17 protein-coding genes are annotated in these 14,173 nt (G+C 61.9%); 7 read left to right on the forward strand and 10 right to left on the reverse strand.

Translation table 11 applies throughout. The features are described from left to right. Window positions 1–230 precede the first annotated feature (230 nt). Complete coding sequence (locus tag R2N03_RS16140; RefSeq protein WP_316658714.1) at window positions 231–869, reverse strand: ANTAR domain-containing response regulator; 639 nt, start codon at window positions 867–869, stop codon at window positions 231–233. A gap of 148 nt (window positions 870–1,017) precedes the next feature. On the opposite strand from R2N03_RS16140, the gene R2N03_RS16145 reads away from it, so the two are divergent. Together R2N03_RS16145 and maiA are read left to right on the forward strand one after the other, a co-directional pair. Beyond that, a complete protein-coding gene (locus R2N03_RS16145; protein WP_316658716.1) occupies window positions 1,018–1,719 on the forward strand; it encodes a fumarylacetoacetate hydrolase family protein in 702 nt (233 codons plus the stop codon). Window positions 1,720–1,745: 26 nt separating this feature from the next. After that, window positions 1,746–2,390: a maleylacetoacetate isomerase gene (maiA, locus tag R2N03_RS16150; protein WP_316658717.1), complete on the forward strand. Its 645-nt coding sequence runs from the start codon at window positions 1,746–1,748 to the stop codon at window positions 2,388–2,390. Between the two features lie 76 nt (window positions 2,391–2,466). On the opposite strand, the gene R2N03_RS16155 is transcribed toward maiA, so the two are convergent. The 7 genes from R2N03_RS16155 to ftsY form a co-directional block, all read right to left on the reverse strand. Then, window positions 2,467–3,168: a hypothetical protein gene (locus R2N03_RS16155; protein WP_316658718.1), complete on the reverse strand. Its 702-nt coding sequence runs from the start codon at window positions 3,166–3,168 to the stop codon at window positions 2,467–2,469. Window positions 3,169–3,230: 62 nt separating this feature from the next. Beyond that, window positions 3,231–3,770 carry a hypothetical protein gene (locus R2N03_RS16160; RefSeq protein ID WP_316658720.1) on the reverse strand — a complete coding sequence of 180 codons (540 nt, stop codon included), beginning with the start codon at window positions 3,768–3,770 and terminating at the stop codon, window positions 3,231–3,233. A gap of 23 nt (window positions 3,771–3,793) precedes the next feature. Further along, window positions 3,794–4,120: a hypothetical protein gene (locus R2N03_RS16165; protein ID WP_316658721.1), complete on the reverse strand. Its 327-nt coding sequence runs from the start codon at window positions 4,118–4,120 to the stop codon at window positions 3,794–3,796. Window positions 4,121–4,863: 743 nt separating this feature from the next. Continuing rightward, entirely contained in the window at window positions 4,864–5,289 is a 426-nt protein-coding gene (locus R2N03_RS16170; RefSeq protein WP_316658722.1) for a hypothetical protein, read from the reverse strand. Next, window positions 5,279–6,271 (reverse strand): M35 family metalloendopeptidase, encoded by a 993-nt coding sequence (locus R2N03_RS16175; RefSeq protein ID WP_316658724.1) that lies wholly within the window; start codon window positions 6,269–6,271, stop codon window positions 5,279–5,281. The genes R2N03_RS16170 and R2N03_RS16175 overlap by 11 nt, the downstream gene beginning before the upstream one ends. Window positions 6,272–6,282: 11 nt before the next feature. Continuing rightward, window positions 6,283–6,489: a hypothetical protein gene (locus R2N03_RS16180; protein WP_316658725.1), complete on the reverse strand. Its 207-nt coding sequence runs from the start codon at window positions 6,487–6,489 to the stop codon at window positions 6,283–6,285. Between the two features lie 408 nt (window positions 6,490–6,897). Further along, on the reverse strand, window positions 6,898–8,088 hold the full coding sequence (gene ftsY, locus R2N03_RS16185; RefSeq protein WP_316658726.1) for a signal recognition particle-docking protein FtsY: 1,191 nt from the start codon (window positions 8,086–8,088) through the stop codon (window positions 6,898–6,900). A gap of 59 nt (window positions 8,089–8,147) precedes the next feature. Between ftsY and R2N03_RS16190 the strand changes: the two genes are divergently transcribed. The 5 genes from R2N03_RS16190 to R2N03_RS16210 all read left to right on the forward strand — a co-directional run bounded on the left by R2N03_RS16190 (window position 8,148) and on the right by R2N03_RS16210 (window position 12,733). Beyond that, window positions 8,148–9,644, forward strand: coding sequence for a M16 family metallopeptidase (locus R2N03_RS16190; RefSeq protein WP_316658727.1), 1,497 nt, complete (start codon window positions 8,148–8,150; stop codon window positions 9,642–9,644). Further along, the gene (locus tag R2N03_RS16195) at window positions 9,644–10,987 is read left to right on the forward strand and encodes a M16 family metallopeptidase (protein WP_316658728.1); all 1,344 of its coding nucleotides are present in this window, start codon (window positions 9,644–9,646) and stop codon (window positions 10,985–10,987) included. The genes R2N03_RS16190 and R2N03_RS16195 overlap by 1 nt, the downstream gene beginning before the upstream one ends. 75 nt (window positions 10,988–11,062) lie before the next feature. After that, window positions 11,063–11,719: a 16S rRNA (guanine(966)-N(2))-methyltransferase RsmD gene (gene rsmD, locus R2N03_RS16200; protein WP_316658974.1), complete on the forward strand. Its 657-nt coding sequence runs from the start codon at window positions 11,063–11,065 to the stop codon at window positions 11,717–11,719. Between the two features lie 199 nt (window positions 11,720–11,918). Continuing rightward, window positions 11,919–12,422, forward strand: a complete 504-nt coding sequence (coaD, locus tag R2N03_RS16205; protein WP_316658729.1) for a pantetheine-phosphate adenylyltransferase — start codon at window positions 11,919–11,921, stop codon at window positions 12,420–12,422. Window positions 12,423–12,472: 50 nt separating this feature from the next. Continuing rightward, the gene (locus R2N03_RS16210; RefSeq protein ID WP_316658731.1) at window positions 12,473–12,733 is read left to right on the forward strand and encodes a YfhL family 4Fe-4S dicluster ferredoxin; all 261 of its coding nucleotides are present in this window, start codon (window positions 12,473–12,475) and stop codon (window positions 12,731–12,733) included. 49 nt (window positions 12,734–12,782) lie between these two features. Here R2N03_RS16210 and R2N03_RS16215 read toward each other — a convergent pair whose 3' ends face one another. Then, the gene (locus tag R2N03_RS16215) at window positions 12,783–13,427 is read right to left on the reverse strand and encodes a DUF4124 domain-containing protein (RefSeq protein ID WP_316658732.1); all 645 of its coding nucleotides are present in this window, start codon (window positions 13,425–13,427) and stop codon (window positions 12,783–12,785) included. A gap of 25 nt (window positions 13,428–13,452) precedes the next feature. Beyond that, complete coding sequence (pth, locus tag R2N03_RS16220) at window positions 13,453–14,055, reverse strand: aminoacyl-tRNA hydrolase (RefSeq protein WP_316658733.1); 603 nt, start codon at window positions 14,053–14,055, stop codon at window positions 13,453–13,455. Window positions 14,056–14,173: the final 118 nt, after the last annotated feature.

Consider the following 14,173-nt stretch of genomic DNA (forward strand, 5'->3'; position numbering starts at 1 on the left):
AGGCTCGGAGCTCGGCGCGTGAGGCTTTTTGCTCGGCCATTGAGGCTCGGAGCTCGGCGTGTGAGGCTTTTAGCTCGGCGGTTGAGGTTCAGAACTCGACGTGCGAGGCTTTTAGCTCGGTGATTGAGGTTCGGAACGCCGCGTGTGAGGTCCGGAACACCGCGCGCGACTGGTGCGTTTCCAGCGCCGGAGTTGTGCGGCGCACCAAAGCTGGGCGGTGGCCCGGCCGCTCAACTGGCCATCACATCGATCACCCGTTGGGCGGCTTCCACTAGCTTGATGTTGCGGTCCATCGCCATCTTGCGCAGGCGTTTGAAGGCATCGTCTTCCGACAGGTTCATCTGCTTCATCAGCAGGCCCTTGGCGCGCTCCAGCACCTTGCGTTCGGCCAGTTGCGTCTTGGCGGTGTCCAGCTCTGCGCGCAACGCACTTTCGTGCTCGAAGCGAGCATAGGCCACGTCCAACACCGCCTTGACGCGCGTGGGCTTGATGCCGTCCACGATGTAGGCGGTGATGCCCGCAGCAAACGCGGTTTTGATCCGCGTGGCGTCGTCGTTGTCGGTAAACAGCACGATCGGGCGCGGCGCATGCTGTGTGGCCACGCAGACGTGTTCGATGGTGTCCCGCGCGGCCGATTCGGACGCGACGATGACCATGTCGGGCTGGGTCTCGGCAATGCGCTCGGGCAGCGTCAGGTCGGCATCCGCGAGCCCCACATCGACAAAGCCCGCCTCAGCCAGACCGGCGCGGATCAACTCGAGGTTGATCTGTTCCGCATCGAGCGGATCGCGCACCAGCAGCACGCGCATCGGCGCGGCCGGGTGGGGTGCGGCGGGCGAGGCGGACGGGGCGGGCGATTTCGATTGCATGGCGCAAAGTGGGGCAGTGTGCACGCCACTCATGCAAGAACCGCGCCGGGCCGGTGCGGGTGTATTCTCGCAAACTCGTCGGTCGCCGGGGGGCGGTGGCCGCAGTGTCCCCACCTGTTCTGATCCAGCTTAGCCTCAGGAGACCCGCATGACCGAGTTCGTCGTCACCCCGCCCGCCGTCAACGGCATTCCCGTCCGTGGTGGGCAGGGTCAGTTTCCGGTGCGCCGTGTGTACTGCGTCGGCCGCAACTACGCCGCCCACGCCCGCGAGATGGGCTCCGACCCCGACCGCGAGCCGCCGTTCTTCTTCTGCAAGCCGGCCGACGCCGTGCGCTACATCCCCGACGGCGAGACCGGCCAGTTCGTCTACCCGACTGAAACCAAGGATTGCCACTACGAGATCGAACTCGTGGTCGCCATCGGCACGGGTGGCCGCGACATCTCCGTGGAAACCGCTGCCAACCATATCTACGGTTACGCCGTCGGCCTGGACATGACGCGCCGCGATCTGCAGAACGCCGCCAAGAAGGGCGGCCGCCCGTGGGAAACCGGCAAGGCGTTCGACGGCTCCGCGCCCATCGGGCCCATCGTGCCGGCCAAGGATGTGGCGCACCCGGACAAGGGCGCCATCACGCTGTCGGTCAATGGCCGCGAGCATCAGCGCGGTGATCTGTCCGACCTGATCTGGTCGGTGCCGGAAACCATTGCGTATCTGTCGCGCCTGTTCGAACTGCGCCCCGGCGACCTGATCTACACCGGCACGCCGGAAGGCGTTGGCCCGGTGGTCGTCGGCGACCTGATGGTCGGCAAGATCGACGGCGTGGGTGAGCTGCACGTGAAGGTCATTTGATAGACCCGACAGAAGAGTCAGAAGCCATGTCGATCAAGCTGTACAACTATTTCCGCAGTTCGGCGTCGTTCCGCGTGCGCATCGCACTGGAGGTCAAGGGCCTGTCGTACGACTATGCGCCGGTGCACCTGCTCAAGGGCGAGCAGATGGCGCCCGACTTCGTCAGGATGAACCCCGATGGACTCGTGCCCGTGCTGTGCGACGGCACCGACGTGCTGAACCAGTCCCTGGCGATCGTCGAATACCTGGAAGAGACGCACCCCGAGCCCACGCTGCTGCCCGGCTCGCCAAGCAACCGCGCGCACATCCGCGCGATTGCGCTCGCCATCGCGTGCGAGATCCATCCGCTGAACAATCCGCGCGTGCTGAAGTACTTGAAGAACACGTTCAACGTGGAAGAAGAGGCGCGCAATGACTGGTATCGCCACTGGGTGAAGCTGGGGTTTGCAGCGTTGGAGACGCGGCTATCACAGTCGCCGCTCACGGGCGCCTACTGCGTTGGCGACACGCCGACGCTGGCCGACGTGTGCCTGGTCCCGCAGGTGTTCAACGGCAAGCGGGTTGATGTGGCGGTGGAGAATTACCCGACGCTTGCGCGCATCTTTGAGCACTGCATGGCGCAGGAGGCGTTTCAGAGGGCTGCGCCTGGGGTGCAGCCGGATGCGGCGTGATTGAGAGGGCGGGGGCGCTAGCAAGTCCCCTGTCACTATCTGAACGCAGGAGCACGCTGGCCGGCTTCAGTTGCCGTTACTCCTGAATCTCGAATTGAAAGGGGACTTCCGGGTGCGTGAATCGCACTCGAACCTCTTTCTGGATTGGCACGAAACGCCGGCGCTCAAAGGTGTAATACGACAGCAGTAACCCTGTTCGGTTTTCTTGCTGTGCGTCGAGCAGATATGTGTTCTTCGGGAAGGCAATCTTCCCATCGTCGGTCACCCTGACCGCCCTGCACGACGAGAGCAAGCTCGGTAGGTGCAGGAACGTCGCTTTGCCTCGCAGCGACAATGGGTTGAGCAGCAGATAGATCTGTGTATGTCGGTTGGCTTCGCCTGAGCCTGAGCTTGCCCCTTCCACGCAAAGCGCGGCTGGATGGACAGTGGTCCTTGGAACCAGGAACACGCTTGCGCCCGGGGGATAGATGTCTGAGGGGTACTCTCCCGGGAAGGTCTTCGCTCGGCCAAAGCGATGGACGGCGCCATTGATGGTGATGCGATCTTGTGCAATTTCAACGCGCAAAGGCGTGCCTTCCAGAAACGCCCGAAGCTTCACATAGCTACCGGGTTGTCCCTGCACAGCATAGGTGGAGTTGTGATCGAATTCGATTGGCGCACCGAAAAGTCTGTGAGGTCGCGAGACGTAGAAGCTGTCGTAGTCTTCGAACATCTTGGCAGCGCTGGCATTCGTCATTACGGCAATCGCTGCCGTAGCCAAGATCACGGAAACTTTCATCGGTATGCCTTTGCCGCTGTGGCGCTGAACTGGGCTGGAACGTGAGGCGAATATCAGACGACTCACTGAGTGTTGATGGAGATGATCTTGATCGTCGGCTTACTTCGACCCCGTTCCGTGATGCCGCTGATCCAGACCTCGCCGCTCCCGATCATGATGCCCCGGTAGCTCACGAACACATCCTCAAATCGTTGTGCTTCGATCGCGTCCTTCACGCGTTGGTTGAAGATCGACGGGTGCTCCTTTCTAAATGCTGCCGGCGTCGCGATGCTGCTTGCTCCGTTTAGAGCATGGATGCGCAAGGGGTATTGGACGAGCCGACTGAGGGTATTCTTGTCATCGCGCTTGGTCGCGTCCTTCAAGCAGTCAAAGAATAGTTTTGCCTCGTCAAAGTCCAAGCCAGCTTGTTCGCTCAATGCTCTACGAAACACATCTTCCGCTGATCGCGATGGAGCAGAGAGTGAGGTTTCAGCTTCATAGCTCGGCTTGCCCGTGAGCAAGTGCGGGCAGCTGGCGTACGTTGTGCCGGGCGGTATTGCAAAAGACAGGGCTGTGATGGCTTGCAAATAGAGCAAGGGATGGGTGCGCAGATCCATAGCCATGTTTGGAGGAGGCGTCTTCATAATCAGTCCGTTGACGACGACGTGGGGTGCTGCTCAGCCCCAGATCTGATGCGGGCTGGCTGGATATCAAAATTCTGCCTGTCGATGACCCAGCCACGCCCCTTCTTGCACTGAATCTCGGTGTGGAGATAGACCTTCATGACCACGCTGCGCAGTGGGGTGCATGTGTCGCCGGGCACCAAGGTGAACAAGACCTGGTCTTCGGTGTCCTCTTCTGAGGCATAGACGGAGGTACTTTGCTTCGCTGTCCACACTGCAGCTGCATGTTCTCCTGAGCATGCGGTGGCTACCAGGGCATTCAGTAGAAGCATTGGGACAGAAATCCTCATGGACTCTCCTTGGCGTCAAACCGTTTTTCACCGTGCTTGACCGGATCTTTCGTCTCGAGAAGCCATAACTCCTGAATCTCGAATTGAGAAGAAGGAAAAATCCCGCTGAGAAGCGTATTTTGCTTTTATCTATGTTTTTATTTTGCCTCTTCTTTAACATTGCGACATTTCTAAAAGATTTTTAAGAAATGAATTTTGTGCCTTCCTGAGTTCATAGAGACATTCCTCATAAATTGCAGGATACATAGTTCCGTCTGAATTATTTTCCCATTTTGCGCCCGCATCTCGTTGTAGTGTGCAAAATTTCTCGGCGTGCGATTGCGAGGTCATGTATTCGTCCAATAGTCGAGCATGAGAATTTCCATGGGGAATTGATTTGGAAACGCTCTTGTAAATTCTCGCGTTCTCTTTGGTGAGATTAATTTTTAGTGCTTGGTAACATTGTGCATCCCCATATCCACCCCCAAGATGTTTCAGGCAATCGGATTTGTTATCCGAAGCCGAAAAAGCGAAACCCGATACGGTTACCACGATTGGTGCGATTATTTTAGTGAGATGCATCATAAACGCCGGTCGTGAAAAGTCGTGGCTCCGAAGCGCGCCTTGCGCGGACTCGGGTGTTGCTCCCGACGCGCTAGGTCGGCAAGAACGCCCTTCTTGTCACGTAGTCAGCCGCGGATGCGGCCGCTATATGCAGAACCGCGGAGGAGGGGAGCTTGCGCATTGAGGACAGCCAAGTTCGCCTATCTCTTGGTAGGCATGTCGCCGTCAGAGCAGCACGGGTTGGGGCACGCTGGCAAGATCGATATCTCGACTCGCCGTCCGTTTCCTACATCATCTGACCGGTAGACGCCGTAATGTTCATCCACCGGCACTTGGTTGAAGTGTTGGGTTTTCAGGATGGACACGACGGCTTGTAAGCGTGCTTTTGCCAGCGCACGCGCGTTACGCTCATGGTCTTCTGCCCGCCCATCGACCTGAAGCACCTCTTGCGTCGGATACTTGATGCGCTGATCTACCATCCAATTCGCTAGGCGAAGTATTTCCGACGAAGATACCGCAGCGGAATCCGAAGAAAAGTACACATCAAAATTCTGACCCGGCATGCAGGCATACGAGACGCCGGCACTCAAGAGCAGAAATGCCGCCAGCGTATTTCTAATCTTCATAGATGACATAACCGGCGATGCTATCGGCGTTATGGAGCGTGATCTCCGGGTTGGATTTCGCAAGGTCTCGGCACTTCCTCATGAAGTAAACAGGATCTCCGGTGTTCATGGTGTCGTGGAAGTGCGATACCTCATGAATTAGCGTAGATACCTGCGAGTCCATGCTGTAGGCGAAGTCTCGTAGCGCGCAGAAATCCAAATGAATGGCGATCGTATGTGTCGCCGTATCGGGTGCGCATACCTCTGCGACAACCCCGAGTTTTCTCTTTGAGTCTGAAACGCAGCCGACATGCGCCATGGCCACCCCAGAATAGCGAACAAAATTGTTTGGAGTTAGCCCAGCGAGTATATGACGTATGCGGGTAAGTCCACCGGCTAGATAGTCCCGCGTTACACCGTCGCTATTACCGAACCACTGGCCGACGCGAACCCGGGCGGCGGTAGACCATCCTGCTAATTCGGTTAGGCGCTTATCGATAAGCGACAAAGCTTTGTCTCGTCGCTGCATGACCATCTGAGCGAACTCCGCGTTACTCATGTTGGGGCAGATCAATTGGGGATCGTCTTCAAGCGTCGATTTCTGATCTGTCTCTTTGAGCGACGATGAGGGCAACGACACCCGGTTTTGGCCTCCCAGCGGCGCGGTGAAGGCTGATTTCGTACTCACCGAAACAGGCATTCCACTCCCCGCTCGATTCACCGCAACCCGAAACTTGTCCGTCGAAGCAATCGCGCGAGGGGGATTGGCGCATTTGCAGAAGATCCACGCACCTTGAATGGCGAGCTGGCGACCGCCCGGAAGCCCGAACGCTGGGTAGGCGTCATTGACTAGGCGGCCCATGGATTTGCAGGCTGGACAAGTTGCCAGATCCCCTTCCGCAGCCACCTCTTTGCCGTGGAACCGCATCCTGCCGGTGGCTATGATGACGCCACCCGTCGTTGTTAAGTCACCATGCCTGAGGCCGGGGCGCATGTCTTCCATGATCGGCCCCCTCAGATCACGCTGCCGGTCGCCGGCTCCGGACGGTACGCCGGGTCAAGCAGGCCGATGATGGGCGCGTCCGCCGGTTCATCGAAAGTCAGGGCCGTGATTGGCGACGAAACAATGGTGTCGCCGTTGCTCAGTGGGCTGCCAATAATCGCAACGGGACGATCGTCGTCCACCATCGCCATGCCCGCACCCGCGGTAATGGCAGCCACGCTGCCGTCTGGGTAGACAGCTTCATCGCCCACGAGCAGAGGAGCGTGTGTCCGCTATCTTGGATGCTGCAAGAGCCCTGAATGACCTCGCCGCCGTTGGCTGTCTTCGCGCCGTTGAACGCCGCAACGTAGACCTTGCCAGATTGTGTGTCTTGCATCTGCTATCTCCAATGGAGCACTTCGCTGAAGTGCTCCATTGGAGCAGCGCCATGCGCTGAGTCTCAATCAGACAATTCCAATTCAATGGGTGCTTGAAATCAGCGCAGGGTGCATGCTGGCCGGAGGCTGCTAGTTGAGCCTTAATACGCGCGAGGTGCTGGTAAATGCAGAGCGCCGACAGGTTCGGCCGCAAATAGAAACGCCCTGAACAATTCAGGGCGTTTCTGTGCAACAAGGTTTCGCAGGACGTTATCCCAACAGCGCATCCGCAAATTCACGCGCGGAAAACGGCTGCAGATCCTCCACCTGTTCACCCACGCCGATGAAGTACACCGGCACCGGCCGCTGCCGTGCGATGGCGGCCAGGATGCCGCCCTTGGCAGTGCCATCCAGCTTGGTGACGATCAGGCCCGTGAGGCCCAGCGCTTCGTCAAAGGCTTTGACTTGCGCGAGGGCGTTCTGCCCCGTGTTGCCGTCGATCACCAGCAGCGTTTCGTGCGGGGCTGTGGCCATGGCCTTGGCGGTCACGCGGCGCACTTTCTTGAGCTCTTCCATCAGGTGCAGCTGCGTCGGCAGGCGGCCGGCGGTATCGGCCATGACGATGTCGATGCCGCGTGCGCGTGCGGCGTTCACTGCATCGAAGATCACCGCAGCCGGGTCGCCCGATTCCTGAGCCACCACTGTGACGTTGTTGCGCTGTCCCCAGACTACGAGTTGCTCTCGCGCGGCGGCGCGGAACGTGTCGCCCGCGGCCAGCAGCACCGACTGGCCGTAGGTCTGGAAGTGCTTGCACAGCTTGCCGATGCTGGTCGTCTTCCCGGCGCCGTTGACGCCCGCGATCATGATGACCATCGGCTGTTCGCGGCCAAGCACCATGGTTTTTTCCAGGGGGTGCAGCAGCTCCACCAGCAGGTCGCGCAGGGCGGTTTTCACGCCTTCGGCGGTTTCGATGCGCTGGGCCTTGATGCGGCGGCGCAGTTCCCCCAGCAGGTATTCGGTGGCGTCGACACCGGCGTCGGCCATCAGCAGCGCGGTCTCCAGCTCTTCGAAGAGCGCTTCGTCGACCTTCACGCCAACGAACAGGGTGGTCAGACCCTTGCTCGTCTTCGACAGGCCGGAGCGCAGGCGCGACATCCAGCCCTTGCGGGCCTGTTCGATCACGGCGGGCGTGGGCACGGTCTCGACGTCGTCGGCTTGCACGTCGAGCGCGGGCTGCACGGCAGGTGTGTCCGGCACGGCAATGTGGGCCGGTGGTGCAGCAGGGGCGGGTGCGGGAACGAGGGCAGCGACGGGCTGGGATGCCGCAACCGGGGCAGGAACGGGCGCGGGGACAGGGATGGCAGCCGGGGCAGGTGCCGGCACGGCTTCGGGCGCCGCTGCGGGCGTGGGTTCGGCGGCCGGTTGGGGCTCTGCCTTGCGCTTCTTCCAGAAACTAAACATCGTAAAAGGCAGTCTATTCGCCGTTAGAATCAAGTGTCGAATTTTATCAGAAGGCCCTTATGCGCTCTTCCATGCGAAACGTTTCAAACCGGGCCCGGCCGGGTGCCTGGCAAATGGCCGCGATGGCCTTGGCGGCGAGCCTGCTGGCTGGCCACGTTGGCGCGCAGGAACTGGCCGCTGCGCCGGCCCCTGCGGCGACGACCCCGGCCACCGCCAAGGTCGGTGCGAGCCAGTCCGACACGCACGAGTACAAGCTGCCCAATGGGCTGCAGCTCATCGTCAAGGAAGACCACCGCGCCCCCACCGTGGCGCACATGGTCTGGTATCACGCCGGCAGCATCGACGAGCACAACGGCACCACGGGTGTCGCCCACATGCTCGAGCACATGATGTTCAAGGGCACCAAGGCGGTCGGCCCCGGCGAGTTCTCCCGCCGCGTGGCGGCCATGGGCGGCCGCGAAAACGCCATGACCACGCGCGATTTCACGATGTACTTCCAGCAGATCGAGAAGTCGCATCTGGGCGACGTGATGGCCCTTGAGGCGGACCGCATGGCCAATCTCCAGCTGACCGACAAGGAGTTCAAGCCGGAGATGAACGTGGTGAAGGAGGAGCGCCGCATGCGCATCGACGACTCCGCCCGCTCCACCGTCTACGAGCAGATGCTCGCCACGCTGTTCAACGCCGCGCCGTACCGCAACCCGACCATCGGCTGGCCGGGCGATCTCGACACGATGACGGTGCAGGACGCGCAGAACTGGTACCACGCCTGGTACACGCCCAACAACGTCACCGTCATTGTCGCGGGCGATGTGAAACCCGACGATGTCTTCCGCCTGGCGCAGCGCACCTACGGCAAGCTCAAGCCGCATGCACTGCCGCGCCGCTATGCGCAGGAAGAGCCCAAGCAGATCGGCGTGAAGCGCATCTGGGTCAAGGCGCCGGCCGAGAACCCGTACGTTGTGCTGGCGTACAAGGTGCCGCGCCTGATCGATGTGGAAAAGGACGTTGACCCGTACGCGCTGGAAGTCCTGTCGGCCGTGCTCGATGGCTATGACAACGCGCGCCTGTCGAGCCAACTCGTCAAGGGCGAAAAGCGCATTGCCGACGATGTCAACGCCGGCTACGACGGCCTCAACCGCGGCCCGTCGATCTTCCTGATGGACGGCACGCCCGCCGACGGCCACACCACCGCCGAGATCGAACAGGCGCTGCGCGCGCAGATCGAGCGCATCGCCAAGGAAGGCGTGACGGATGCCGAACTGAAGCGCGTGAAGGCGCAAGTCGTGGCCGCGCAGATCTACAAGCGCGACTCGGTGTTCGGGCAGGGCATGGAGATCGGCATGAACGAGATGAGCGGTCTGTCGTGGCGGTCCATCGACCGCCAGCTTGAGAAGATCAAGGCCGTGACGTCGGCGCAGATCCAGCACGTTGCGCAGACGTACTTCAGCGAAGACAACCTCGTCGTCGCCACGCTGCTGCCGCAACCGATCGATCCCAACAAACCGGCGCGCAAGCCTGTTCCGGGCATGCGCGAAGAAGGAGGGCTGCGTTGATGCGCGCCATGTCCCTGACCCTCAAGACGGCGCTGGTCGCCATTGTTGCCGCCGCGGCGCAGAGCGCACTCGCGGCGCTGCCCATCCAACACTGGACGGCCACCACCGGCGCGCGCGTGTATTTCGTGCCGAGTCCGTCGATCCCGATGCTGGACATCAACCTCGACGTGGATGCCGGCTCGCGTTATGAGCCGACGGCCAAGGTCGGCCTTGCGTCGCTGACGGCCGGCATGCTCGACAAGGGCGTAGCCGCGCAGGGCAATGCGCCCGCCCGTGACGAGGCGGCAATCGCCGATGCGTTTGCTGATGTAGGCGCCAGCTTTGGCGGCGGGGCGGGCGGCGATCGCACGAGCCTGCGCCTGCGCACGCTGTCAGACCCTGCCGAGCGCGGCCCGGCCATCGCGCTGATGACGCAGATCGTCTCTGCGCCGACGTTTCCCGACGCGGTGCTCGCGCGCGACAAGCAACGCCTGGTTGCGGCCATCCGCGAATCGCTGACGAAGCCGGGGGTGCTTGCCGAGCGGGCATTCGGGCAGGCCATCTACGGGACGCATCCGTATGGTCAGACGGCGTCGCCCGAGACGGTGGAGAGCATCACGCGCGATGACATCGTGCATTACTACCAGGCCAATTACACGGCCAAGCGCGCGGTGGTCACGCTCATTGGCGCGATCAGCCGCCCGGAGGCCGAGGCCATCGCCGAGCAGATCACGCGCGGCCTGCCCGCTGACGGCGCCACGCCGCCGGCGCTGCCCGACGTGAAGATGCCGCTGGCCAAGGCGGAGACGATCCGCATTCCGCATCCGGCGCTGCAGGCCACGATCATCCTCGGACAGCCGGGCATCGCGCGCGGCGACAAGGATTACTTCCCATTGCTGGTTGGGAACTATGTGCTGGGCGGCGGCGGTTTCAGCGCGCGGTTGACCAACGAAGTGCGCGAGAAGCGCGGCCTGACGTACAGCATCGGCAGCTATTTCGCACCGGCTGCGCAGCCCGGGCCGTTCGAGCTGGAGCTGCAGACGCGCAAGGACCAGACCGAGGAAGCGCTGACGGTGGTGCGCGAGACCGTTTCCAAGTTCGTCGCCGAGGGGCCGACCGATGCCGAACTCAAGGCGGCCAAGGACAACCTCGTCAATGGTTTCCCGCTGCGCCTGGACAGCAACCGCAAGCTCCTGGACAACGTGGCGAACATCGGTTGGTACAACCTGCCGCTCGACTATCTGGACACCTGGACGCAGCGCATCGCCGCTGTCACGCGCGATCAGGTGCGCACTGCCTTCCAGCGCGTGCTGCAGCCGCAAACCATGGCGACCATCGTGGTGGGCGGTCCTGCCAGGAAATGATGCGTCGGGCTCTCCCGTGAAAAAACCGGCGGTCGTCCGCCGGTTTTGCTTGGTGCTGGCTCTACAATCGCGCCCATGGCATCCCGAACTCCTAGCTCAAGAGGCCCCAAGGCCAAGACCGCCACGTCGCACGCGCGCGCGCCGCAGCAGGTGCGCATTATCGGCGGGCAGTACAAGCGTACCCCGCTGCCGGTGGTCGACGCCGAGGGCCTGCGTCCGACCAGCGACCGCGTCCGGGAGACCGTCTTCAATTGGCTCGGGCAGGATCTGACTGGCTGGCGTTGTGCCGACATTTTTGCTGGCACGGGTGCGCTCGGTTTCGAGGCCGCTTCGCGTGGCGCCGCTCACGTCACGCTGGTCGAGAGCCATTCGCCGGCCGTTCGTGCGCTGCATGCCGTGCGGGACAGGCTGGGTGCCAGCATGGTGGAGATCGTTTCCGGCGACGCGTTCACGTGGCTTGCTCGCCAGCCGGATCGCACATTCGATGCGGTGTTCATCGACCCGCCGTTCGCGCAGGATTGGACGCTTCGGGCGCTGGATGCTGCCATACGCATCGTCAAGCCAGGCGGAGTGATCTACCTCGAGGCCGCGAAGCCCTTGGTGGATGTGAGCACTGATTCACGTAACGAGGCTCCGGTAGACGGTATTTCATTGCCGGCCGATCTGGTGCTGCACAAACATCTGCGCGCAGGCGCGGTGCACGCCCATTTGTTGCTGCGCAAAAACGGTTAAACTACGCCGCTCGCAACCGGTGCATGGGCATCGGGCGGCACCTGCAGGGCAGGCGCTGGCCCGGCAATGCAGGTGGTGTGCAGGCGGCAGGCTCGGGATCTGCCGCGCTCGATAACGCAACGGTATCCGAACGCAGGAATGGCGCGGCCATGTCCCACGCCGCGCTGACGGATGCTCCTTTCCCCTTGGTGGAGGAACCATGGTGATCGCGGTTTATCCCGGCACTTTTGATCCGTTCACGCGCGGCCACGAAGACCTCGTGCGGCGCGCGTCCAACATCTTCGACGAACTCATCGTCGGCGTGGCGCAAAGCCCCAACAAGCGCCCGTTCTTTGCGCTGGAAGAGCGCATCGAGATCGCGCGTGAAGTGCTCGGCCACTATCCGAACGTCCGGGTGGAAGGGTTTTCCGGCCTCTTGAAGGATTTCGTCCGCAAGAACGGCGCACGCGTCATCGTGCGGGGTCTGCGCGCGGTGTCCGACTTCGAGTACGAATTCCAGATGGCCGGCATGAACCGCTACCTGCTGCCGGATGTGGAAACCATGTTCCTCACGCCGTCGGATCAGTACCAGTTCATTTCCGGGACGTTCGTTCGCGAGATCGCCGTTCTTGGCGGCGATGTCAGCAAGTTCGTGTTCCCGTCGGTGGAGAAATGGCTCCACGAAAAGACCGGCAAGACCGAAGGGTCTGAGAAATCGGCATAAAATGATGCTTTGGTGAGCAGTAGCCCGCCAGTCATTTCAAGGAAAGCATCATGGCGCTCATAATTACCGATGAGTGCATCAATTGCGACGTGTGTGAGCCCGAGTGCCCCAACGGCGCGATTTCGATGGGCCCGGAAATCTACGTGATCGACCCGGGCAAGTGTACCGAATGCGTCGGCCACTTCGACGAGCCTCAGTGCCAGCAAGTGTGCCCTGTGGAGTGCATTCCCAAGGACCCGGCCCACGAGGAAACGCACGAGCAGTTGATGCAGAAGTACATCCAACTCACCTCCACCCAACGCGCAGCGTAAAAAAAGAGACGGCCCTGGCCGTCTCTTTTGGTTGTGGCTGCCACCGCGTTCATCGGATGGGCAGCAGATCTTCCGGCCCTTCATACGCATAACCCGGCTCGCAGATGATGCGGTAGTGAGGATGATGCGGACGTGGCGGCCGCGGGGCGATCGGCGCGGGCGGCGCCACGGGGGCTTGCGCGAAAGGCCTGGAGCCGTTACCGGGCTGGCGTAGCGCGCCTGCCGAGGGTGCAGAAGGGTAAGGCTGCCGGATCACTGGCATCGGCGTCGGGTAGGGTTGTGTGTAGGGCGGAAACCCCACGTACACGCGGTGACAGTAGCGAACACCCTCCTGCCCAATCACCACCTGTTGGCGCTGCTCGCGGCCTGCCTGTTCGGCGATCTGCGCAGCCGCTTGCGCCTGGCGAGCCTCTTCTGCCGCCTGGGCCTTGCGGCGGGTGGTTTCCATCTCGCGCACCTCGGCGGCTTCGGCGCTTGCGCGTTCGCGGGCGGCCTGCTGGTCGGCGGCGCTTGGTGTGTTGTCAATCAGGGGCACCGGCACGGCGCGCGTACCGCAAGGGTGGTCCGAATACACCGTCTGCCCGTTTTCATTGCAGCGATAGACCTGCGCCTGCGCGGGCTGCGTTGCCAACAGCCCCAATGCCAGACACCCCGATGCGGCGGCGAGCAAGATGCGCGTGTCGAGCAGTGTCATGACGATGTCCTCGGTAGGTGGCGGATCAGCTCGCAGTGTGCAGCCGCATCATGGCTTTCTCCGCGTTCCCGGCAATCAGCTCTGGCAGAGCGTCCAGGCTCCGGTCGATGGCGCGGTCGATCAGTTCCTGCTCTTCCTTGCGCGGCGGTTTCAAGACGAAGTTGGCGACATCATGCTGACCGGATGGCGCCGTGCCCGGCGGCAACAGGTTGCGCGGGTGGCCGATGCCCAGCCGCAGCCGCCAGAACTGTTGCGTGGTCAGGTGTGCGGCAATGTCCTTCAGGCCGTTGTGACCGCCCGAGCCGCCACCGAGTTTGAGCTTGACAGCGCCGGGCGGCAAATCCAGTTCGTCGTGCACGACCAGGATTTCATCGGGCATCACCTTGTAGAAGCGGGCCAGCGCCACGGTGGCCAGGCCGGAGCGGTTCATGAAAGTCTGCGGCTGCAGCAGCCACACCTCGTTGCCCCACAGGCTGGCGCGGGCAGCGTGCCCGTGAAAGCGTGTCTCATTGCGCAGCGTCACGTTACCGACGCGTGCGAGCTGATCGATGAGCCAGAAGCCGGCGTTGTGCCGCGTCGCTGCATATTCAGCGCCCGGATTGCCGAGCCCGACGATGAGTTTGATCATGCGATTCGTATCAGGATGAGGTGCCGGAAGCGCCCCGTGATCGTAGAAGGATAGCTGCTTTCCACTGTGCGGGCGCCGGGACGGCGATGATAGAAAAAAAGCCCGGCGAGACCAGCTC

Source organism: Ralstonia condita (genome assembly GCF_958405655.1).
Taxonomy (GTDB): domain Bacteria; phylum Pseudomonadota; class Gammaproteobacteria; order Burkholderiales; family Burkholderiaceae; genus Ralstonia; species Ralstonia condita.

Bases quoted from the DNA above. Each gene is read 5' to 3' on its own strand.
- R2N03_RS16210 (WP_316658731.1), top strand. From the start codon at position 12,473: ATGGCGCTCATAATTACCGATGAGTGCATCAATTGCGACGTGTGTGAG.
- ftsY (WP_316658726.1), bottom strand. From the start codon at position 8,088: ATGTTTAGTTTCTGGAAGAAGCGCAAGGCAGAGCCCCAACCGGCCGCC.
- R2N03_RS16140 (WP_316658714.1), bottom strand. From the start codon at position 869: ATGCAATCGAAATCGCCCGCCCCGTCCGCCTCGCCCGCCGCACCCCAC.
- R2N03_RS16160 (WP_316658720.1), bottom strand. From the start codon at position 3,770: ATGGCTATGGATCTGCGCACCCATCCCTTGCTCTATTTGCAAGCCATC.
- maiA (WP_316658717.1), top strand. From the start codon at position 1,746: ATGTCGATCAAGCTGTACAACTATTTCCGCAGTTCGGCGTCGTTCCGC.
- R2N03_RS16170 (WP_316658722.1), bottom strand. From the start codon at position 5,289: ATGAAGATTAGAAATACGCTGGCGGCATTTCTGCTCTTGAGTGCCGGC.
- R2N03_RS16145 (WP_316658716.1), top strand. From the start codon at position 1,018: ATGACCGAGTTCGTCGTCACCCCGCCCGCCGTCAACGGCATTCCCGTC.
- pth (WP_316658733.1), bottom strand. From the start codon at position 14,055: ATGATCAAACTCATCGTCGGGCTCGGCAATCCGGGCGCTGAATATGCA.
- R2N03_RS16165 (WP_316658721.1), bottom strand. From the start codon at position 4,120: ATGAGGATTTCTGTCCCAATGCTTCTACTGAATGCCCTGGTAGCCACC.
- coaD (WP_316658729.1), top strand. From the start codon at position 11,919: ATGGTGATCGCGGTTTATCCCGGCACTTTTGATCCGTTCACGCGCGGC.
- R2N03_RS16155 (WP_316658718.1), bottom strand. From the start codon at position 3,168: ATGAAAGTTTCCGTGATCTTGGCTACGGCAGCGATTGCCGTAATGACG.
- R2N03_RS16175 (WP_316658724.1), bottom strand. From the start codon at position 6,271: ATGGAAGACATGCGCCCCGGCCTCAGGCATGGTGACTTAACAACGACG.
- R2N03_RS16215 (WP_316658732.1), bottom strand. From the start codon at position 13,427: ATGACACTGCTCGACACGCGCATCTTGCTCGCCGCCGCATCGGGGTGT.
- R2N03_RS16195 (WP_316658728.1), top strand. From the start codon at position 9,644: ATGCGCGCCATGTCCCTGACCCTCAAGACGGCGCTGGTCGCCATTGTT.
- R2N03_RS16190 (WP_316658727.1), top strand. From the start codon at position 8,148: ATGCGCTCTTCCATGCGAAACGTTTCAAACCGGGCCCGGCCGGGTGCC.
- rsmD (WP_316658974.1), top strand. From the start codon at position 11,063: ATGGCATCCCGAACTCCTAGCTCAAGAGGCCCCAAGGCCAAGACCGCC.